This window comes from Streptomyces sp. NPDC055749, assembly GCF_053617235.1.
This window is the reverse complement of the sequence record NZ_JBSHFH010000034.1, coordinates 1-19,849: the sequence shown is the minus strand read 5'-3', so window position 1 is coordinate 19,849 and position 19,849 is coordinate 1. Positions and strand designations below refer to the sequence as shown.

Annotated in this window: 18 protein-coding genes; 10 read left to right on the top strand and 8 right to left on the bottom strand. The window is 69.6% G+C overall.

The genetic code is table 11. From position 1 onward, the window contains the following. Nucleotides 1–62 precede the first annotated feature (62 nt). A complete protein-coding gene (locus ACWGO0_RS24005; RefSeq protein WP_453538588.1) occupies nt 63–731 on the top strand; it encodes a hypothetical protein in 669 nt (222 codons plus the stop codon). Here ACWGO0_RS24005 and ACWGO0_RS24000 read toward each other — a convergent pair. After that, nucleotides 721–1,092: a DUF192 domain-containing protein gene (locus ACWGO0_RS24000; RefSeq protein ID WP_453538585.1), complete on the bottom strand. Its 372-nt coding sequence runs from the start codon at nt 1,090–1,092 to the stop codon at nt 721–723. The genes ACWGO0_RS24005 and ACWGO0_RS24000 overlap by 11 nt on opposite strands. A 105-nt stretch (nt 1,093–1,197) precedes the next feature. Here ACWGO0_RS24000 and ACWGO0_RS23995 point away from each other — a divergent pair, with 105 nt between their 5' ends. The 3 genes from ACWGO0_RS23995 to ACWGO0_RS23985 all read left to right on the top strand — a co-directional run bounded on the left by ACWGO0_RS23995 (nt 1,198) and on the right by ACWGO0_RS23985 (nt 3,512). Beyond that, nucleotides 1,198–2,010, top strand: a complete 813-nt coding sequence (locus ACWGO0_RS23995; protein ID WP_453538582.1) for a prepilin peptidase — start codon at nt 1,198–1,200, stop codon at nt 2,008–2,010. Nucleotides 2,011–2,075: 65 nt separating this feature from the next. After that, nucleotides 2,076–2,912, top strand: a complete 837-nt coding sequence (locus ACWGO0_RS23990) for a class I SAM-dependent methyltransferase (RefSeq protein WP_453538579.1) — start codon at nt 2,076–2,078, stop codon at nt 2,910–2,912. Between the two features lie 144 nt (nt 2,913–3,056). Further along, complete coding sequence (locus ACWGO0_RS23985; RefSeq protein ID WP_453538577.1) at nt 3,057–3,512, top strand: hypothetical protein; 456 nt, start codon at nt 3,057–3,059, stop codon at nt 3,510–3,512. Nucleotides 3,513–3,527: 15 nt separating this feature from the next. On the opposite strand, the gene ACWGO0_RS23980 is transcribed toward ACWGO0_RS23985, so the two are convergent. Together ACWGO0_RS23980 and mgrA are read right to left on the bottom strand one after the other, a co-directional pair. Continuing rightward, complete coding sequence (locus tag ACWGO0_RS23980) at nt 3,528–4,703, bottom strand: winged helix DNA-binding domain-containing protein (RefSeq protein ID WP_453538574.1); 1,176 nt, start codon at nt 4,701–4,703, stop codon at nt 3,528–3,530. Between the two features lie 339 nt (nt 4,704–5,042). After that, nucleotides 5,043–6,080: an L-glyceraldehyde 3-phosphate reductase gene (gene mgrA / locus ACWGO0_RS23975; protein ID WP_453538571.1), complete on the bottom strand. Its 1,038-nt coding sequence runs from the start codon at nt 6,078–6,080 to the stop codon at nt 5,043–5,045. Nucleotides 6,081–6,298: 218 nt separating this feature from the next. On the opposite strand from mgrA, the gene ACWGO0_RS23970 reads away from it, so the two are divergent. The 4 genes from ACWGO0_RS23970 to ACWGO0_RS23955 all read left to right on the top strand — a co-directional run bounded on the left by ACWGO0_RS23970 (nt 6,299) and on the right by ACWGO0_RS23955 (nt 11,371). Next, nucleotides 6,299–7,060, top strand: a complete 762-nt coding sequence (locus ACWGO0_RS23970) for an isoprenyl transferase (RefSeq protein ID WP_453538568.1) — start codon at nt 6,299–6,301, stop codon at nt 7,058–7,060. Nucleotides 7,061–7,427: 367 nt separating this feature from the next. Further along, a complete protein-coding gene (locus ACWGO0_RS23965) occupies nt 7,428–8,750 on the top strand; it encodes a PhoH family protein (RefSeq protein WP_453538565.1) in 1,323 nt (440 codons plus the stop codon). A 389-nt stretch (nt 8,751–9,139) separates the two neighbouring features. Beyond that, entirely contained in the window at nt 9,140–9,853 is a 714-nt protein-coding gene (locus tag ACWGO0_RS23960) for an aggregation-promoting factor C-terminal-like domain-containing protein (protein WP_453538562.1), read from the top strand. Nucleotides 9,854–10,003: 150 nt separating this feature from the next. Then, the gene (locus tag ACWGO0_RS23955) at nt 10,004–11,371 is read left to right on the top strand and encodes an AI-2E family transporter (protein ID WP_453538559.1); all 1,368 of its coding nucleotides are present in this window, start codon (nt 10,004–10,006) and stop codon (nt 11,369–11,371) included. Between the two features lie 84 nt (nt 11,372–11,455). Here the strand turns inward: ACWGO0_RS23955 and ACWGO0_RS23950 are convergent, their stop codons facing one another. Then, nucleotides 11,456–11,989 (bottom strand): alkyl hydroperoxide reductase, encoded by a 534-nt coding sequence (locus tag ACWGO0_RS23950; protein WP_453538557.1) that lies wholly within the window; start codon nt 11,987–11,989, stop codon nt 11,456–11,458. 12 nt (nt 11,990–12,001) lie between these two features. Further along, the gene (locus ACWGO0_RS23945) at nt 12,002–12,556 is read right to left on the bottom strand and encodes a peroxiredoxin (RefSeq protein WP_453538554.1); all 555 of its coding nucleotides are present in this window, start codon (nt 12,554–12,556) and stop codon (nt 12,002–12,004) included. Nucleotides 12,557–12,688: 132 nt separating this feature from the next. Between ACWGO0_RS23945 and ACWGO0_RS23940 the strand changes: the two genes are divergently transcribed. Continuing rightward, the gene (locus ACWGO0_RS23940) at nt 12,689–13,648 is read left to right on the top strand and encodes a hydrogen peroxide-inducible genes activator (protein ID WP_453538551.1); all 960 of its coding nucleotides are present in this window, start codon (nt 12,689–12,691) and stop codon (nt 13,646–13,648) included. 31 nt (nt 13,649–13,679) lie between these two features. Here the strand turns inward: ACWGO0_RS23940 and ACWGO0_RS23935 are convergent, their stop codons facing one another. The 3 genes from ACWGO0_RS23935 to ACWGO0_RS23925 are packed head-to-tail and all read right to left on the bottom strand — an operon-like array spanning nt 13,680 to nt 17,316. Further along, nucleotides 13,680–16,112: an FtsX-like permease family protein gene (locus tag ACWGO0_RS23935; RefSeq protein ID WP_453538548.1), complete on the bottom strand. Its 2,433-nt coding sequence runs from the start codon at nt 16,110–16,112 to the stop codon at nt 13,680–13,682. Beyond that, a complete protein-coding gene (locus ACWGO0_RS23930; protein ID WP_453538545.1) occupies nt 16,109–16,795 on the bottom strand; it encodes an ABC transporter ATP-binding protein in 687 nt (228 codons plus the stop codon). Before ACWGO0_RS23930 ends, ACWGO0_RS23935 begins: the two co-directional genes overlap by 4 nt. Beyond that, nucleotides 16,792–17,316, bottom strand: coding sequence for a PadR family transcriptional regulator (locus ACWGO0_RS23925; protein ID WP_453538542.1), 525 nt, complete (start codon nt 17,314–17,316; stop codon nt 16,792–16,794). The genes ACWGO0_RS23930 and ACWGO0_RS23925 overlap by 4 nt, the downstream gene beginning before the upstream one ends. Nucleotides 17,317–17,570: 254 nt before the next feature. Between ACWGO0_RS23925 and ACWGO0_RS23920 the strand changes: the two genes are divergently transcribed. Beyond that, entirely contained in the window at nt 17,571–19,805 is a 2,235-nt protein-coding gene (locus ACWGO0_RS23920) for a transglycosylase domain-containing protein (RefSeq protein ID WP_453538539.1), read from the top strand. The last annotated feature ends 44 nt before the right edge of the window (nt 19,806–19,849 follow it).

Genomic DNA, 19,849 nt, shown 5'->3' with positions numbered 1-19,849 from the left:
TCCGATCTTTTCTGAGTGCGCGTACTCATGTCCGGCGGGCGGGCTGATCGGAGGCTGTGCACATGACACGAACTCCTGCCTCGAACAGCGCGATCGTCCGCCCGCACAGCCGGCGCCGCCCGCGGCTCGCACTCGCGGTAACAGCCCTCGCCGTTCTGACGCTTGCCTCCTGCGGCACGGAGAAGGCAGGTGCCGGCGGCTCGCAGGCCAATCGCGCCGACGCCGTCGGAGCGCGGCCCGCCGCCGTGTCGCCCAGCTCCGGTCCGCAGGTGGCTTTCGTGGAGATGCTGAACACCGTTGCGCAGCCGTGTGCCGGGAAGGAGGCGATCGTCGACGACGGGCCGCCGACCCGCCCGACGCATACGCTGCCGGTCGGCGAGACCGCGCCCGACGGCACCCGCCCGGGGCCGGACCCCTCGCCGCAGCCGGGACTGGAGCTGAACGCTCACGACTGGTGCGCGGGCCACCTCCACATCGAGCGCGTCGCCCAGGCGCTCTGGAATGTGGCAGATCCCACCCCCGCCCAGGTCCGGAAGATCCTGAACGACCTCGGCTACCTCGACGAGCGCATCCACGACCTCAAGCAGTCCGGCGCGACCACACGGTTCTTCCTCGACCTGCGGGTCAAGGGAAGCCGGCTCGCCCTGGAGGGGTCGGCGGCCGGTACGCAGACCGGCATCGAACTCTTCGTAGCTCCCGAGACCGGCCCGTTCACTCCGGTCAAGCGCTAGCTATCCGTACGCGCGTCCCCGGCCGCACTCCCCACTCGGCCATCGCCCCGGCCTCGGACTCCACGACGTGGCGGGCGCGCAGCCGGGGCAGACCGAGGCGGCCCGGTTTCATCGTGCGGACCGCGAGAACGTTGAAGTGTCGGTCCAGGTACGCGACATCGATCGTGAACCGCATGCGGAACGTGTGCACGCTCGCGCACGGGGTGATCAGCAGCGCCCCGTCCACGCCCTCCTGACCGAGCAGGCCGCGCGTCCGCGCCCGGTAGGAGGCCGCGATCCGCAGCGGCACCTCCCGGGGCGCCGCGTCCGGGCCGTCCGTTCCCACCGTGAGCGTTCCGCTGCCGTTGCGCCATTTCCCCATGGGCACCGACCGTAGTCCTTGATCCCCGCCGCTGGGTCCGGAACGCCGCGCAATGGGTCCCAGGGCCCAAGACCCGTACCCCGAAACCGGATTAGGGTCGCCGGTGTGGACGCCACACTCATCGCAGTCGCCGCTCTCTGGGGCGTCGCAACGGGGCTCCTGCTCCCGCGTGCCGCGTACCGGTTCTCCGTCCAGCCGGACGAGGACTGGCGGGACGCCTGCCCCGCAGGGCACGCACTCACCGGCCCGGCCCGCGGCTGGCTCGGCCCGGCCCGGTGCGCGAGCTGCGCCGTGTCCGTCCCGTCCCTTCCCGGGCGTACGGCCCCGGGCGGCGAGGGCGAGGCGGCGGAGCCGGAACCGGCGCCCGCCACGTCCCGGTACGCCCCGGCCGTCCTCGCGCCCGTGGTCACCGCACTCGCCTGTACGGCCCTGGCGGCGGCCACCGGAGCCCGGCCCGAGCTCGCCGTCTGGCTGCTGCTCGCGCCCGTGGCCGTACTCCTCGCCGTCATCGACCGCCGCGTCCACCGGCTGCCCGACCGCCTCACGCTGCCGCTGGCCGCCGCCGCCGCGCTGCTGCTCGGCGCGGTGTCCCTGGCTCCCGAACACGCCGGGTCCTGGGCCGCGGCCCTGCTCGGCGGGCTCGCACTGGGCGGCTTCTACTTCCTGCTCTTCCTGATCAACCCGAACGGCATGGGCTTCGGCGACGTGAAGCTCGCCCTGTCCCTCGGGGTGGCGCTCGGCTGGTACGGCTGGGCGGTGCTGTTCGCCGGCGGGTTCGCGGGCTTCCTGCTGGGTGCGGTGTACGGGCTGGGCCTGATGCTGATGCGCAGGGCCGGGCGCAAGACCGGCATCCCGTTCGGGCCGTTCATGATCGCGGGGGCGCTTCTCGGAGTGCTGTTCGGCGCCCTGGCCGCCTGAGATGCCGCCCCGCGTCGCCGGGAATGCGGTCGCGCCGGCCACCGTCCGGCTGAAACGATCGGCTCATGTCCGATTCATCCACGCCGGCCGATACTCCTGCCGACACTCCGGCCGACCCGTCGTCTCCGGTCACCGCGTCGTCCGACGCACGCTTCGAAGCGCTCGTCGCCGAAGCCGATGCGGTCTCCGTCGACGGCTGGGACTTCTCCTGGCTCGACGGCCGGGCCACCGAACAGCGCCCCTCCTGGGGGTACGCCCGCTCCATGGCGGACCGGATGGCCCGCGCCCGCTGCGCCCTCGACATCCAGACCGGCGGCGGCGAGGTCCTCGCCTCCGTACCGAAGCTGCCGCCGCTGACCGTGGCCACCGAGTCCTGGCCGCCGAACATCGCCCGTGCCACCGCGCTGCTGCACCCGCTCGGAGCCGTCGTCGTCGCGGACGAGGACCTGCCGCCGCTGCCGTTCGGCGACGCGGCCTTCGACCTGGTCGTCAGCCGGCACCCGGTGACCACGTGGTGGACGGAGATCGCCCGGGTGCTGGCGCCCGGTGGCACGTACTTCTCGCAACAGGTCGGCCCGGCGAGCGTCTTCGAACTCGTCGAGTTCTTCCTCGGCCCGCAGCCGCCCGAGGTACGCGGCGCACGCGACCCCGAGCAGGCGCGCGCCGATGCCGTGGCTGCCGGTCTCGACGTGGTCGATCTGCGGCCCGAACGGCTGCGTACCGAGTTCTTCGACATCGGAGCCGTCGTCTACTTCCTGCGCAAGGTGATCTGGATGGTCCCGGGCTTCACCGTGGAGGCGTACCGTCCGCAACTGAAGGCGTTGCACCGGAGGATCGAGAACGAGGGACCGTTCGTCGCGCACACCACCCGGTTCCTGATCGAGGCCCGTAAGCCGGGGTAGCGACGGCCGTTGCCGACGTTGTCAACGGACGTATGCCACAAGGCACTTGAGACTGTCTCGAACTGCAACGACTACGTCCGTTCCACCGTCCTAACGGTAGGCAGGGCGAACCGGTGGGGCGAGCGCACGGTGAGGGAGCTGGTCATGACGGTGGGAAGGGAACAGCCCGGCGACGACGTCCGGGAACCGGTGGGCCGGCCGCGCGGCGGGGACTCCGACTGGCTCAAGGGCGCCTGGATCACCGCCGTCCACGGCCTCTTCTACCGCCCCGAGGGGATCACCGGCGAACCCGAGGCCATCGAGTTCGTCCTCTCCGGAGGAGATTCGGTACTCCTGACCTGCGCCTCGGACTGGACCCTGCGGATCACACCCGGCGGCTGGCCGGAGCTCCCCGACTGGTGCGTACCGGCGGGCCAGTGGGAGTTCTCCCCGCTGACCGGCCTGCCGGTCCCGCCGTACGGCGGAGCCTGGACGGTCACCGGCACGGAGGAGCGCAGCGACGGGAACGGGAAGGTGCGCGAGGTGGTCATCCGCTGCGAGAACGGTGACTTCGTGGTCGCGGCCGGGGACACGATGGCGATCCGCTTCGTACGGGCGTGACCCCGCCGGACGGTCCTAGGCGTGCGCGCCCACCGTCACCTTTCCCACGGTCAGCTCGGCCTTCCCCTCCAGCGCCCCGGCCAGCCGTTCCGCCTGGTCCTCCAGCTCCCTCAGCCGTACGGCGGTGAGCGGCGCCAGCGGTTCCACCGTCACCGCGATCCGGCGGCCCGAGCGGCGCTGGTGCCAGACTCCGGCGACCGTGCCGTCCACCAGCAGGACCGGATAGTTCCCCGCCTGGCCGCGCCCGAGCGCGCGTTCGTACGCGGGGCCGGGGAACAGCCGCTCGCGCGGCTGGGAGGCGATGGTGAAGGCGTCGAAGTAGGGGAGCAGGCGCATGCCCCGGGCGGGGGCGGCCGGGAAGACGGTGTCGCCCGCCTCGACCCAGGCCGGTGCCCCGTCATACGTCACCTCCTCGATCGCCCCGCTCGCGGCCAGTTCCGCGAACAGGCCGTTCGCCCAGCCGGTGGCCGTGGCGAGCCACTTCGCGAAATGCGCCGGGGTCGCGGGGCCGTACGCACGCAGATAGCGCCCGACGAGCGCGGCCAGCGCCTCGGGCCCGGGCAGCGGAGTGTGGCCGGGGTTGGTGTAGGTGGCCTTGCGGCCCCTGTCGGGGGCGTAGCAGAGGACGCCCCGGTGACCGGCCAGATGCAGCACCTGGCGCCAGCGCGGCCACATCCCCTGGAACGCGGGCATCACCGGGTCGGCCGCCCACGGCCCCGTGCGGGCGATGACGGCGTCCGACAGCTCGTCGATGGTGAGTTCGGCGCCGGTGAGGGCGTCGGCCACGGCCGCGAGGACCTCCCCGGTCTGACCGGGCGTCATCCGGGCGTCCTTGCCGAGCCGGGCCTGGCCGGCGGGCAGGGCGGACAGCGCACCGGTCCAGAGCGGGAGCTCCTCCGCGGGCAGCAGATGAACGGTGCCGCGCGGGCCGAAGGTCTTCACCAGCGTCCGGTCCGTCCACAGGGCTTCGCGTACGTCGGTACGGGTGGTCCCGGGCAGGCGTACCGCGATGGACAGCTCCGCCGCCGACAGCACCTGCGCGTGTGTCCCGAGCATCGCGCCCGCCACGTCGGCCGGCGTGCGGAGGGAAGGGGAGAGCGAGGGCGCGGGGGTGGCGGACAGTCCCTGGCGGTCGATCCGGCGGGCGTTCGCCTCGGGCCAGGTCACTGTCACGCGGGCTCGTGTCGTCATGCCTGTGAATCTAGAACGCCATCAGGCCGGAACCTGTCCCATATACATGTGCGAGGGACATCCCCGCGTCAAGGCGGCGCACACCGCCGTCCGCCTCCTTTTCCCACCCTCCCCAGGGGCCTCCGTAGTGCCCGAATCCGTCTCCGCAGCGCAGTCCGGCGAATTCGGAGAGTAGTTATCCAGTGGCGTGGCACCCACCATCACTTACGAAGGGTTATGGTGGAAACCCCCCCTCGGGCCGGTCCGTAACCCCCCCCACGGACCGGCCCGATTTTTTGTGCCCGGGGTTGTGAGGCCCCTGTGCGGCCCCTGTGAGGGCCCCGTGCCGGACAGCCGGTGTCAGCTGCGGCCGGCCCAGATGTTGGTGCCCGCGGTGTCCACGGCGAAGGTGTCGATCTCCTTCAACTCCTCGGCGGACAGCGCCGGTGCGGCCAGCGCGGCCACGTTCTCCTCGAGCTGCTTCACACTTGAGGCGCCGATCAGAGCCGACGTCATACGGCTGTCGCGCAGCACCCAGGTGAGCGCGAGCTGCGCCAGGGACTGGCCGCGGTTCTGCGCGATGCCGTTCAGCCCGTTGAGGCGCCGGACGACCTCGTCGGAGAGCAGGTCCGGGTCGAGGGACTTGCCCTGCGTGGCGCGTGAGCCCGCCGGGATGCCCTTGAGGTACTTGTCGGTGAGCAGGCCCTGCGCGAGCGGCACGAAGGAGATGCAGCCCATGCCCGCCGTCTCCAGCGTGTCGAGCAGCTCGTCGTCCTCCAGCCAGCGGTTGATCATCGAGTAGGACGGCTGGTGGATGAGGGCGGGTACACCCATCTCCTTGAGCAGGCCGGCCGCCTCCGCGGTCTGCTCCGCGTTGTACGAGGACAAACCCGCGTACAGCGCCTTGCCCTGCCGTACGGCGGAGGCCAGCGCGCCCATGGTCTCCTCGAGAGGAGTCTCCGGGTCGAAGCGGTGGGAGTAGAAGATGTCGACGTAGTCGAGCCCCATCCGCTCGAGCGAGGCGTCGAGCGAGGAGAGCAGGTACTTGCGGGAGCCCCACTCGCCGTACGGGCCGGGGTGCATCTCGTAGCCGGCCTTGGTGGAGATGATCAGCTCGTCCCGGTACGGGGCGAAGTCCTGCTGGAAGAGCTTTCCGAAATTGAGCTCGGCGGAGCCGGGCGGCGGACCGTAGTTATTGGCCAGATCGAAGTGGGTCACACCGAGATCGAAGGCGCGGCGCAGGATCGCCCGCTGGGAGTCCAGCGTGCGGTCGTCGCCGAAGTTGTGCCACAGGCCCAGGGAGACGGCGGGGAGCTTGAGCCCGCTGCGGCCGGTGCGGCGGTACTCCATGGAGTCGTAGCGCGACTCGGCGGCGCGGTAGGAAAGGGAATCAGTCACGTTTCTCTGCTTATCACGGAGTTGTGACAGACCGGGTTGGGCCCGTGCGACCTCGCCGCAGTAATGTGGCGGCTTCGGGGAATGCCGATGCGCGGCGCGACGACTGTCTGCGCGGACCGTGCGAACCATGCGGCTATCCCCCACGGGGGACGACCCCGGACCCCCGGCGACGGGGAAGACGGGTCTGCGGCCCGTACGGAACCGAGAGGGTGAACTCAGTGAACTTGCGCGACCTGGTGTACGGGCTCTACGCACGCCGGGTGGAAGGGCGCCTGGATCACGATCAGGTGCCCAAGCACATCGGTGTCATCCTCGACGGCAACCGGCGGTGGGCGAAGGCGTCCGGCGGTTCGGCGGTGCAGGGGCACCAGGCCGGTGCGGACAAGATCTCCGAGCTGCTGGGCTGGTGCAGCGAGACCGATGTGGAGGTCGTCACCCTGTGGCTGCTCTCCACGGACAACTTCGACCGGCCCGAGGCGGAACTGATTCCGCTGCTCGGCATCATCGAGAACACCGTGCGCAACCTCGCGGCGGACGGGCGGTGGCGTGTGCATCACGTCGGGACGCTCGACCTGCTGCCCGCCCGTACGCAGACCGTCCTCAAGGAGGCGGAAGAGGCTACGGCCGGTATCGAAGGAATAATCGTGAATGTCGCGGTCGGCTACGGCGGGCGGCAGGAGATCGCCGACGCCGTGCGGTCGCTGCTGCTGGACCACGCGTCGAAGGGCACCAGCTTCGAGGAGCTGGCGGAGGTGGTCTCCACGGACCTGATCTCCGAGCACCTGTACACACGGGGGCAGCCGGACCCGGACCTGGTGATCCGTACGAGTGGTGAGCAGCGGCTGTCCGGGTTCATGCTCTGGCAGAGCGCGCACTCCGAGTACTACTTCTGCGAGGTGTTCTGGCCGGCCTTCCGCAAGGTCGACTTCCTCCGGGCCCTGCGCGACTACGCGGCCCGGCACCGGCGCTACGGCGCCTGACGCCCCGCCCCCGCACGGGGGCGTACCCCCGTCGTCACCCGGCGGTCACCAGGACTCTTCCGTACCGTGTCACCTGCATCGGCATGGCTGGGCGTGTTCGAGGGAATACCCCTGACAGGTCGACATCCGGTCAGGAGCCGGGCGGATGTCGTGTCCAAGTGAGTGGCACCCAGTCCGCTCGCCCGGGAGGCCCTTTGCACACGAAGGACCGTACACATCGTGCGGCCGACGCGGAGGGCCGGCGTTCGGCCCTCGCAAGGGGTTCCGAACCCGGTCCGTCCCCTTCCCCTGGGAAGTTCCGTTCCCTTGGGAAGTTCCGCGACGTCCGTCGCACTCCCCGACCTCGTCCGAGGGGGTACGTCCTTCCGTGGTGACCAGCACAAAGCGCCGCATGCCCGACAGGCGCACCTATGTTCTCGACACCAGCGTCCTGCTGGCCGACCCCAACGCCATGTCCCGATTCGACGAGCACGAAGTCGTGCTGCCGATCGTCGTGGTCACGGAGCTGGAGGCCAAACGGCACCATCCGGAGCTCGGGTACTTCGCCCGGCAGGCACTGCGCCTGCTGGACGACTTCCGCGTCCGGTACGGCCGGCTGGATGCCCCGATCCCCCTCGGGGATCTGGGCGGGACGCTCCGTGTCGAACTCAACCACTCCGATCCCGGCGTACTTCCCGCCGGCTACCGGTTGGGGGACAACGACTCACGGATTCTCGCGGTCGCGCGCAACCTCCAGGCCGAGGGGTACGACGTCACGGTCGTCTCCAAGGACCTCCCGTTGCGGATCAAGGCGTCCTCGGTCGGTCTCCTCGCCGAGGAGTACCGCGCCGAGCTCGCCATCGTCGATTCCGGCTGGACGGGAATGACGGAGCTGGCGCTCGCCGGTGAACAGGTCGATCTGCTGTTCACCGAGGAGACGCTGTACGTCCCCGAAGCGGCCGAGCTGCCCGTGCACACCGGTCTCGTCCTCCAGTCCGAGCGCGGCAAGGCGCTGGGCCGGGTCACCGCCGAGGGCAATGTGCGGCTGGTGCGCGGCGACCGGGAGGCCTTCGGGATCCACGGCCGCAGTGCCGAGCAGCGCATCGCGCTCGATCTGCTCCTCGACGCGGACGTAGGCATCGTGTCGCTGGGCGGAAGGGCCGGCACCGGTAAGTCGGCGCTGGCGCTCTGCGCGGGCCTGGAGGCCGTACTGGAGCGCAGGCAGCACCAGAAGGTGATGGTCTTCAGGCCGCTGTACGCGGTCGGCGGGCAGGAGCTCGGCTATCTCCCCGGCTCCGAGGCCGAGAAGATGAGCCCCTGGGCGCAGGCCGTCTTCGACACCCTCTCGGCGGTCGCCGGGCGCGAGGTGATCGAGGAGGTGCTGGGGCGCGGCATGCTGGAGGTTCTGCCGCTCACCCACATCCGGGGCCGCTCCCTCCACGACGCGTTCGTGATCGTCGACGAGGCGCAGTCGCTCGAACGCAACGTCCTGCTGACCGTGTTGTCCCGAATCGGGTCGAATTCCCGAGTCGTGCTCACGCATGACGTGGCGCAGCGGGACAACCTCCGGGTCGGCAGGCACGACGGAGTCGTCGCCGTGGTCGAGAAGCTGAAGGGTCATCCGCTCTTCGCCCACGTCACGCTGACCCGGTCCGAGCGTTCGCAGATCGCCGCACTGGTGACCGAAATGCTGGAGGAAGGCCAGATCTGATACGGGATAGGACAGTTGATGCCGCCCGGCGAGCCGAAGAGCTTAGCCGGGCGGCATTGCGCTGTGTGCCGTTTCCGTAAATGAGCGGGCCCAAACGGGGTGTGAGCTTTCACACGCAACACAGAATTGCCTCGCGGCGTCCCCGTCCGGCAGAGTCTTGCTTCCGTCAGGCCCCGCATACGGCACTCGTGCACCTCCAGAGGCGCACAGCACCACACAACTCAACACTTGCCGTCCGTATGCCGCCCGCGAGTACCACGCGGCACTTCCGCAAGGGAGTTGCCCACCGGGCCCGTGCCTCCCGTGACCCAAGCTTTAGGGAGGCCAGTGTCAAGGGCACGATTGCGCCCGCGAGGTCACCTAAGCGGGCGATGCTGGAAGGACACCGTGTGAGCCGGATCTCGGTCCGGGGGTTCGCCGTGGCATCAGCCACAGCGGTAACCACCGTAGGCGCCGTCGTAGGCGTTGCTTCGGGCAGCACTCCTGCTGCCGACGACAACAACTTCGAGGCGACCGCAGCCGACACCACGCTGCTCGCAGACATTCCCGCGGGCCAGCAGGCCCAGGTGCAGACCGCCTCGCTGACACAGCAGGCCGACGCCCAGGCATCCGCAGCCGACGCGGCAGCGAAGAAGTCCGCAGAGGAATCAGCCCGTATCCAGGCCGCCAAGGACGCCAAGTCCAAGAAGCAGGCGGCCGAGGACAAGCTGGAGGCCGAACGCGAGGCCGCGGCAGAGAAGAAGGAAGCCGCCGAGCGCGCAAGCCGCTCGTCGGTACGCGACGCCTCCTCCTTCTCCGCGCAGGGCTCGTACAGCGTGGCCGAAGTGCAGGCGATGGCCCGCCAGATGGTCCCCGCCGACCAGTTCCAGTGCTTCAGCAACATCGTGGACCACGAGTCGACGTGGAACTACCGGGCGACCAACCCGTCCTCCGGCGCCTACGGCCTCATGCAGGCGCTGCCGGGCCACAAGATGGCCTCCGCCGGTTCCGACTGGCAGACCAACCCGGCCACCCAGATCAAGTGGGGCCTCAACTACATGGAGGACCGCTACGGCGGCCCGTGTGGCGCCTGGTCCTTCTGGCAGGCCAACAACTGGTACTAGGGAGAGCCGACGGCCCCTCATGAGGGTCCGTTCTCAACCTTGTGAAGCCCTTCACCGTCCTACGGTGGAGGGCTTCGCGCGTGTACGGTCACATTCCGGACGACTCCGGGGGGAGCGGTGGGGAGACAGCATGGGGGAGAGGGAACAATCATGTCGAAACTGCCAGGGTGGCTCGGCCGGCTCGGCGCCGAACTCACCGACATAGGGACGCGCCTGGACCAGCGCCGTGCCGAGGCGGACGCGGATGGCGATCCGGGCGCCGGCCGTGAGGAAGCGGCGGCAGCGGCGGAGCATGTGCCTCCGCCGCCCGCGTACGCCCCGTCCGTCGCGGCCAGGCCCGATCCTGTCGCGGCGATCCCGTGGGGCATGCGGGTCGCCGCAGAGGCCGGCTGGCGGCTGCTGGTCCTGGCGGGCACCCTCTGGGTGCTGATGCGGATCATCAGCGCCGTACAGCTGGTGGTCCTGGCGTTCGTCGCCGCGCTGCTCGTCACCGCGATGCTTCAGCCGACCGTGGTCCGCCTGAAGCGGCTCGGTCTGCCGCGCGGTCTGGCGACCGCGGTCACCGCGATCCTGGGCTTCGTCATCATGGGCCTGGTCGGCTGGTTCGTGGTGTGGCAGGTGATGGACAACCTCGACACGCTCTCCGACCGGGTGCGCGACGGCATCGACGAGCTGAAGCGCTGGCTCCTCGACAGCCCCTTCCACGTCACCGAGTCGCAGATCAACGACATCGCGAAGAACCTCAGCGACACCATCGGCACCAACACGGAGGAGATCACCTCCGCCGGGCTGCAGGGCGTCACCGTGATGGTGGAGTTCCTCACCGGGCTGCTGCTTGCGATGTTCTCGACGCTCTTTCTGCTGTACGACGGGAAGCGCATCTGGCACTGGGCGCTGAAGCTCGTGCCCACCCAGGCCAGGCCGGGCGTCGCGGGCGCCGGGCCGCGTGCCTGGCGCACGCTCACCGCCTATGTGCGGGGCACGGTCATAGTCGCGCTGATCGACGCCATCTTCATCGGGCTCGGGATCTACTTCCTCGATGTGCCGATGGCGGTGCCGCTCGCGGTGTTCATCTTCCTCTTCGCCTTCATCCCGCTGGTCGGGGCCGTGGTCTCCGGTGCGCTCGCCGTGGTCGTCTCGCTGGTCACGCAGGGCGTGTTCACCGCGCTGATGGTGCTCCTCGTGGTGCTCGCCGTGCAGCAGATCGAGGGCCACATCCTGCAGCCGTTCATCCTCGGACGCGCCGTGCGGGTCCATCCGCTGGCCGTCGTCCTCTCGGTCGCCGCCGGCGGGATGATCGCGGGCATCGGCGGCGCGGTGGTCGCCGTACCCCTGGTCGCCGTGACCAACACCGTGGTCGGCTATCTGCGGGCCTACGGTCAGGAGGAGTCCCGGCGGCACTCGCCGCCGCCGCGCGGCGCCACGGCGCACGAGCTGGCGCCGACCCGGGCGCCCGGGGCGCCCCCGAAGGAACCGGACCTGCCCGCCGCTGTCGTGGCGGAGGCGCCGGGGCAGTAGGCGGCAGGTGCCTGGAGACGTAAGAAGGGCCCCGCGGACGGTCGGTCGTCCGCGGGGCCCTTCTCGTACAAGGGTACTGCTGTGTTACTCGGCGAGAACCGCTTCGGAATCGAGGGTCACGCCGACCGCCTGGATCACAGAGGCGATCTTGACGGCTTCCTGAATGGTCTCACGGTCCACGCCGGCCTTGCGCAGCACCTGCTCGTGGGAGTCGAGGCACTGGCCGCAGCCGTTGATCGCGGAAACGGCGAGCGACCACAGCTCGAAGTCGACCTTCTCCACGCCCGGCTTGCCGATGACGTTCATCCGCAGGCCCGCACGGAGGTTCCCGTACTCCGGGTCCGACAGCAGGTGCCGGGTCCGGTAGAAGACGTTGTTCATCGCCATGACCGCCGCGGCCGACTTCGCCGCGGTGTACGCCTCGGCGGAGAGGTTGGCCTTGGCCTCGGGCTCCAGTTCGCGGAGCACGATCGGCGAGCGCGAGGCGATCGCGCAGGCGAGAACGGTGCCCCAGAGCTGCTGCTGAGGAAGTTCGCTGTTGCCGATGACCGAGCCGAGGTTCAGCTTCAGGTCCTTGGCGAAGTCCGGTATGGCGGACTTCAGTTCGTCGAGAGCCATGATCGTGTCAGCTCACTCGCCCGAGAGGAGCGCGACCGGGTCGAGAGTGTTCTCGCCCTTGGTCCAGTTGCAGGGGCACAGCTCGTCGGTCTGCAGGGCGTCGAGGACCCGCAGGACCTCCTTGGGGTTACGGCCCACGGAACCGGCGGTCACCATCGTGAACTGGATCTCGTTGTTCTGGTCGACGATGAAGACGGCGCGCTGCGCGAAGCCGTCCTCGCCCTCGATGCCGAGGTCACGCATGAGCTCGTGCTTCGAGTCGGCCAGCATCGGGAAGGGCAGGTCGGTCAGGTCCGGGTGGTCCTTGCGCCAGGCGTGGTGCACGAACTCGGAGTCACCGGAGAAGCCGAGGACCTGGGCGTCGCGGTCGGCGAACTCCTCGTTCAGCTTGCCGAAGGCGGCGATCTCGGTGGGGCACACGAAGGTGAAGTCCTTCGGCCACGCGAAGACGACCTTCCACTGACCCTCGTAGGTCTTGTGGTTGATCTGCTCGAACTCCTTGCCCGCCTCCAGCGAGACACAAGCAGTCAGGTCGAACTCGGGGAACTTGTCACCGACAGTGAGCACGCGCTCTCCTTGAAGCATAGGAATTCCCTTTTTGGGGGACTTCCTGAGGGTTGGACGGCCTCCACCATGGCACAGAGTGCATTGATCACGGAAATAGCTACACTTGGTCCTGGTGATCGGAGGTGCCTATCAGTGGCCCAGATAAATCAGGGCATCAGGCCCAAGCAACCCAGCCTCTCGCAGCTGCGTGCCTTCGCTGCTGTCGCGGAGCATCTGCACTTTCGTGATGCGGCGGCAGCAATCGGGATGAGTCAGCCGGCACTCTCCGGAGCCGTATCGGCCCTGGAAGAGGCACTGGGTGTCCAGCTCATCGAGCGTACGACGCGCAAGGTACTGCTCTCGCCCGCCGGGGAGCGGCTGGCGGTGCGGACCCAGGTGGTCCTGGACGCCGTCGGTTCGCTGATGGAGGAGGCGGAGGCGGTCCGGGCGCCCTTCACGGGGGTGCTCAGGCTCGGGGTGATCCCGACCGTCGCCCCGTACCTCCTGCCGACCGTGCTGCGGCTCGTCCACCAGCGCTACCCGGACCTCGATCTCCAGGTGCACGAGGAGCAGACCTCCTCGCTCCTTGAGGGGCTGGCCGCCGGGCGGCTGGATCTGCTGCTGCTCGCCGTGCCGCTCGGTGTGCCCGGAGTGACCGAACTCCCGCTCTTCGACGAGGACTTCGTCCTGGTCATGGAGCAGGACCACTGGCTCGGCGGGCGCGTCGACATTCCGCGCGAGGCGCTGCGTGAGCTGCCGCTGCTGCTTCTGGACGAGGGGCACTGTCTGCGCGACCAGGCGCTGGACATCTGCCGGGAGGCGGGACGTACGGAGGGCGCACCGGTGACGACTACGGCGGCCGGGCTCTCCACCCTGGTGCAGCTGGTCGCCGGCGGGCTCGGTGTGACCCTGCTGCCGCGGACCGCCGTGACGGTGGAGACGGGGCGCAACGACGCGCTGTCGACGGGGTACTTCGCGGACCCGGCGCCCGCGCGGCGGGTGGCGCTCGCGATGCGGGCGGGGGCGGCCAGGCACGAGGAGTTCGAGGAGTTCGCGGCGGCGCTGCGCGAGGCGATGGAGACGCTTCCGGTGCGGGTGGCCGGCCGGGCCTGAAGGCCCGGCCCGGCCGGCCACCGCGCTCCCGTCACTCGGTGCGCAGACCGTCCGCGCGCATCAGGCGCCACAGCGGCGGCAGGCTGAGCAGCGTCACCACGGCGATCATCGCCGCCCCCACCCCCGCCAGGGGCAGGAAGATCAGCCAGTCGGTGATCTCCTTGTCGATCACGCGGAGCATCACCCGGCCGAGGCCGAGCCCGCCCACGACGGCGAGCGCGGTGCCGAGGGCGACCGGGATCGCGGTCTGCCACAGGATGGACCAGGCGAGGGTCGAGCGGCGGGTTCCGAAGGCGACCAGTACCGACAACAGCTTTCTGCGTTCCCGCAGTTGCTCGATCTGCGAGACCAGCATGGAGGCCGCGATCAGGATCATGGTGAGTGTCGCGCCCACGAACAGACCGGTGCGGATGTTGTCGTACTGCTTGTCCCGCTGGACATCCTGGTAGGTCCAGATCCGCAGGGACGGATCCATCAGATACGCGGTGTTGCGGACGTGTTCCTGGACGTCGGGGACGCTCTCGTCCGTCTGGATCTGCGCCGTCGTCGAGGCGCTCGGCAGCTTGGCCGCGTCCAGGGCGCCGGGCGTCACGAAGATGCCGCTGTGCGTCTCGCCCGCCGGATCCTTCCTGGGCTTCACCGTGCGGGCGTCCTTCGGGATCGCCCACAGCTGCGGTTCGAGCTTCTTCGAGCCCTCGGGCCTGAACCACTCGTTCAGATTGATCTGCTTGCCGGGGCGGGCCACGTTCGTCACCCAGCTCGCGTCCTTGTTCTCCTCGGTGTGCGAGATGAAGACGTCGCCGTCCTCGCAGCCGGGCAGATGGGCCAGCTCGCGCAGGGTGGCGCAGGTGCCGTGGGTCACCGGCGCGCCGTCCGGGTCGCCGTACTGGTCGAGTGCGTCGATGCCGAGCACGTAGGAGTCGATGGTGCCGATGACCCCCTTCACGCCCTCCGTGGCACGGAACCCCTTGATCATGCGCTCGGCGAGGGCGCCGTCGGCGGACTCCGTCGAGACGCCCATCTGGGCGCGCTTGGGGTCCTGTCCCGTCGTCGCGTTGAAGTCGTCGTTGATGCCGACGAAGTACATCTGGAGCGCGATCCCGCCGGCCACCGCGACCGCGATGCCGCTCACCGCGCGCGTCGCCGCGGTGCTGTTCAACTGGAGCCCGCGGGTGGCGAGCTGCCAGGGCACCGGGCCGCCGCGCAGGCGGGCGACGACGGACTCGACCAGCCAGGGGAGCAGGGTCACCATGCCGAGCAGGATCAGGACGATCCCGGCCGCGACGGCTGCCACGTCGAGCGGCGCGCTGACACCGCCCGCGGTGTCCGAGAACAGCAGCAGCACCACACCGATGACCGGCATCGGCAGCCGCCACATCAGCCGGCGCTTGCGGGAACTCCCCTGCCGTACGACACCGAGCGGCTCGATCGCCACGGAGCGCAGCGCGAACAGGGTGACCAGGACCGCGCACACCGGTACGGCCAGCACGATCAGCACGGCGAGAGAGGGCATCGGGGCGAGGTCGGAGGGGAACGCCGAGATCCGCCAGAACTGCACCAGGCCGATGAACTGACGCCCCACGAGGAAGAACAGGGCTCCGAAGAGCAGTCCGACCCCGGTGCCGAACAGGGACTCACCGGCGGCGGCCCGCCGGGTCATCCGGATGTCCGCGCCGATGAGACGCAGCGCGGCGAGCCGGCGGTCGCGCCGCTCGCCGCCGAACCGGACGGCGGTGGCGATGAAGATCGCGACGGGGACCAGCAGGACGACACAGATCAGGACGATGAGGATGACGAGGACGGGGTCCAGCGGATTCTCGGGCAGCCGGTTGTCGCCGAACTGCGCGGTCCGTCCGCCGCCCTTCTGCGTGATGGTGTCGCTGCCCGCGTACATGTACAGGTCGTGCGGGTCGCTCAGCCCTTCGTCGGCGATTGTCCCGACGATCCGGAACTTCAGCCGTTCCTTGAGCAGTTGGCCCTCGGAGGACTCCAGAAGATCCTTCAGCGCGGGCGATACGACCATCTCGCCGGGCGCGGGGATCCTGTCGACACCCGGCGGCAGCGGCGGGTGCGCGCCGTCGGGGCGCAGCGACCAGCCGCCGACCGAGTCGCCGCGGTACTCGGACGAGGCGTCGTCGTAGACCAGGGTGTTGTCGCCGGGCGCCAGGGGCGCGTCGTGGTTGGTGAAGTTGGGTGCGCGGCCCGCGGTGCGGTCGGACCGGTTGTCCAGGAGGTTCGGTATGGAGGAGGCGACGAGGAGCAGGGCGACGCCGAGGCCCACGCCGACGGCGGTGAGGAGGGTGCGGATCCAGCCCTCGCGCCCGCCGCCGACCGCGAAGCGGATGCCGAGGCCGAGGTCGTGCATCCAGCCCGAACCTCTCCCCGGCCTCTTCCTCGACCCCTTCTCCGCAGCCTTCGGGGAGCCGGCCGCTTCCGTGGCGCTCGGTTCTTCCAGCATGGTCATCCCGTGAACTCCAGGTCCCGGGACTTTCCGTCGCGTACGACGATCTCGCGGTCCGAGTAGGCGGCGACCCGCGCCTCATGGGTGACCAGGACGACGGCGGTGTTGGAGGACCGCGCCGCGTCCGTGAGCAGCTCCATCACGCGCTCGCCGTTGAGCGAGTCAAGGGCGCCGGTCGGCTCGTCGGCGAAGAGCACCCGGGGGTTGGCGGCGAGTGCGCGGGCGACGGCGACGCGCTGCCCCTGTCCGCCGGAGACCTCTCCGGGCCGCTTGTCCTTGAGGTCGTCGACCTGGAGGCGCTCCATCCAGCCGGCTGCCCTGAGCTCGGCCTCCTTCCTCTTCACCCCGTTGAGGCGGAGGGGGAGGGCGACGTTCTCGGTGCAGGTCAGCTCCGGCACGAGCTGGCCGAACTGGAAGACGAACCCGAACTCGCTGCGGCGCAGAGCGCTGCGCTCTGCGTCGGACATGGCCGAGAGCTCGCGTCCGTCGTACGTGATGGTCCCGCTGTCCGGGGTGACGATCCCGCCGAGGCAGTGCAGCAGCGTCGACTTCCCGGACCCGGAGGGGCCCATGACGGCGACGACCTCGCCGGGGTGGATGGAGAAGGACGCGCCGTCGAGTGCGGGCGTCGACCCGTAGGCCTTGCGCAGCTCGCGGGCGTCGAGCAGGGAACCTTCGGGAGTCATGGACGTACCTCCGTGGCGAGCTGGTCCAGGCGTGCGGCGGTCAGTTCCAGCCAGCGCAGGTCCGCCTCCAGGTGGAACAGCGCGTGGTCGCAGATCAGCTGGTCGGCGAGGTCGCCCTTGCGCTTGCGGTCGGTGAGGACGCGCATCAGGCGCAGGTGCTCGGCGCGCTGGGTGTCCAGCACCCGGTCGGCGCTGCGGCCGGTGAGCAGGGCCAGGACGACCTTCGTGTACAGGGTCGACTGGAGGTACGGTTCCGGCTTCTCCGGGTGGGTGAGCCAGGCGGCCACGTCCGTGATCCCGGCGTCGGTGATGGCGTACCGCTTGCGCTCCGGACCGCCCTCGCTCTCGACTCCGTCGACGACGACCAGCCCGTTCTTCAGCAGCCGGGACATGGTCGAGTAGACCTGCCCGTAGTGCAGGGGGCGGTCGTGGCCGAACTTCTCGTCGAAGGTGCGCTTGAGGTCGTAGCCGTGGCGGGGGCCGGACTCGAGGAGTCCGAGGAGGGTGTGACCGATTGACATGAGAGAGACTATACATGCGGTGTATACGCGGGGTGCATACGGGAGGTGGGCACCCGGCGGGCATCAGGCCCGAACCTGTGGATTGCCCAGTCCTCGCAACCCTTCTTGCCCTTCATGAGTCGGTTCCTATGGGAACGGGTGCTGATTGTCACGTCCGGAAAAGACCGGATCGCTTGCATTTCGCACAGGCCGACGGTGTTAGCTGGCTGGGCTGAGCAGAGCTGGTCGAACAGAGGAACGGGAGTAAAACAGCCATGGGTCGAGCCGATGCGCGACGAGGCCAGGGGCGAGGAACGCGCCGGGCCGGGAGGAGCGGCGGTATACGCGGACTCTTCACCTGGCGGAAACTCCTGGGCACGTTCTTCGGGTTCTGCCTGCTGGTCATGGGTGCCTTCGTGGCGCTCTACGTCTACGTGGACGTACCCGCGGCCAATGCCACGGCCAACAAGCAGAGCAACGTCTACAAGTACAGCGACGGCACACTCCTTGCCCGTACGGGCAAGGTCAACCGCGAGATCGTGGACCTCGCCGAGGTGCCGAAGGACGTCCAGCACGCCTTCGTCGCCGCCGAGAACAAGACCTTCTACCAGGACCAGGGCGTCGACCTGAAGGGCACCACCCGCGGTCTGTTCAACACGCTGTCCGGCAAGGGCAAGCAGGGTGGCTCGACGATCACCCAGCAGTACGTGAAGAACTACTACCTGACGCAGGACCCGACCGTCAGCCGCAAGCTGAAGGAACTGGTGATCTCGCTCAAGGTCGACCAGAAGATGAGCAAGGAAGACATCCTCGCCGGGTACATGAACACCGCGTACTACGGCCGGGGCGCGAGCGGCATCCAGGCCGCCGCGCAGGCGTACTACGGGGTCGACGCCAAGGATCTCGACCTCTCCCAGGGCGCCTACCTCGCCTCGCTGCTCCAGGCCCCCAGCCAGTACGACTGGGCGGTCGCATCGAAGACCGGCAAGAAGCTCGTCTCCGAACGCTGGGGATACACGCTCGACAACATGGTCGAGAAGGGCTGGCTCGACTCCTCGGAGCGCGCCGGGATGAAGTTCACCATTCCCCAGGAGCCCAAGGCGGCCCCCGGCATGGAGGGCCAGACCGGCTATCTCGTCGAGGCGGCCAACGAGGAGCTGGAGCGCCAGGGCGTCACCGAGGAGGCCCGTGAGGCCGGCGGCTGGACGATCACGCTCAACATAAACAAGCAGCGGCAGAAGGAGCTGGAGAAGGCCGTCGACCGGCAGCTGGAGTCCCAGCTCGACCGTGACGGCAACAAGATCGACGCCACGGTCCAGGCCGGTGCCACCTCCGTGAACCCGAAGAACGGCGAGGTCGTCGCGCTGTACGGCGGCGTCGGCGCCACCGAGCACTGGATCTCCAACGCCACCCGCCGGGACTACCAGCCCGCCTCCACCTTCAAGCCGCTGGTGCTCGCCTCCGCGCTGGAGAACGAGTCGAAGACCCAGGACGGCGGCCGGATCGGCCTCGACACCGTCTACGACGGCACCAGCAAGCGGCCCGTCGTCGGCAGTGACATCCCGTTCAAGCCGCAGAACGAGGACGACCGGAGCTACGGCGACATCAGCGTCCAGACGGCGATGAACCGGTCGGTCAACTCGGTCTTCGCGCAGATGGTCGTCGACGTGACGCCCGCCGCCGTGAAGCAGACCGCCCTCGACCTCGGGATGCCGGACAAGGGATTCCCCGCGGTCCCCGCGATCACCCTGGGCACCATGAACGCCTCGACCTGGGACATGGCGGGGGTCTTCGCCACTCTCGACAGCCACGGCAAGAAGGTCAACCCGCACATCATCAAGTCCGCCGAGCACCGCGACCGCACCGCGGAGCCCGTCGACGGCACCGGCACCCAGGTGATCAGCCGCAAGACCGCGGACACCGTCACCCGTTCGCTGACCGGCGTCGTGGACAACGGTTCCGGGCACGAGGCCAATACCCCGGCCTACGACGCGGCAGGCAAGACCGGCACGTCCGAGAACAACAAGGCGGCCTGGTTCGCCGGGTACACCCCGGAGCTCACCACGGTCGTCGCGCTCTACGGCGAGTCCGCCAAGGACGGCGGCGGCCAGGTCACCCTGACGGGTACGGCCAACTCGGGCCGGGCCAACGGCGGCGGCTTCCCGGCGAAGATCTGGGCGGACTACACACTGGCCGCGCTGAACGGCGGCTCGGCCACCACCTTCGACCTGGAGGACGTCGAGCGCGGCGACACCGGCGTGACGCAGGCCCCCACGACTCCGCCGGCCACGACCGAGCCGCCGGAGGAGACGGAGCCGCCGGAGACGGAGTCGCCGTCCCAGTCGCCGAGCAGCCCTCCGGCCGAGGAGAGCCCGACGACGCCGCCGCCCACGCAGACGACGCCCCCCACGCCCAGCGAGTCGGCGAGCGTACCGACCGACCCGGTCGACCCGGTGGAACCGCCGGACGAGAAGCCGGGCCGCGACGACAACAACCTGTTCGGCCAGTGAGCGCGTGAAGCATGGGAGGAGGGGCGGTGCCCGCGGGCACCGCC

Bases quoted from the DNA above. Each gene is read 5' to 3' on its own strand.
- ACWGO0_RS24005 (WP_453538588.1), top strand. From the start codon at position 63: ATGACACGAACTCCTGCCTCGAACAGCGCGATCGTCCGCCCGCACAGC.
- ACWGO0_RS24000 (WP_453538585.1), bottom strand. From the start codon at position 1,092: ATGGGGAAATGGCGCAACGGCAGCGGAACGCTCACGGTGGGAACGGAC.
- ACWGO0_RS23990 (WP_453538579.1), top strand. From the start codon at position 2,076: ATGTCCGATTCATCCACGCCGGCCGATACTCCTGCCGACACTCCGGCC.
- ACWGO0_RS23985 (WP_453538577.1), top strand. From the start codon at position 3,057: ATGACGGTGGGAAGGGAACAGCCCGGCGACGACGTCCGGGAACCGGTG.
- ACWGO0_RS23980 (WP_453538574.1), bottom strand. From the start codon at position 4,703: ATGACGACACGAGCCCGCGTGACAGTGACCTGGCCCGAGGCGAACGCC.
- ACWGO0_RS23955 (WP_453538559.1), top strand. From the start codon at position 10,004: ATGTCGAAACTGCCAGGGTGGCTCGGCCGGCTCGGCGCCGAACTCACC.
- ACWGO0_RS23950 (WP_453538557.1), bottom strand. From the start codon at position 11,989: ATGGCTCTCGACGAACTGAAGTCCGCCATACCGGACTTCGCCAAGGAC.
- ACWGO0_RS23935 (WP_453538548.1), bottom strand. From the start codon at position 16,112: ATGACCATGCTGGAAGAACCGAGCGCCACGGAAGCGGCCGGCTCCCCG.
- ACWGO0_RS23930 (WP_453538545.1), bottom strand. From the start codon at position 16,795: ATGACTCCCGAAGGTTCCCTGCTCGACGCCCGCGAGCTGCGCAAGGCC.
- ACWGO0_RS23925 (WP_453538542.1), bottom strand. From the start codon at position 17,316: ATGTCAATCGGTCACACCCTCCTCGGACTCCTCGAGTCCGGCCCCCGC.
- ACWGO0_RS23920 (WP_453538539.1), top strand. From the start codon at position 17,571: ATGGGTCGAGCCGATGCGCGACGAGGCCAGGGGCGAGGAACGCGCCGG.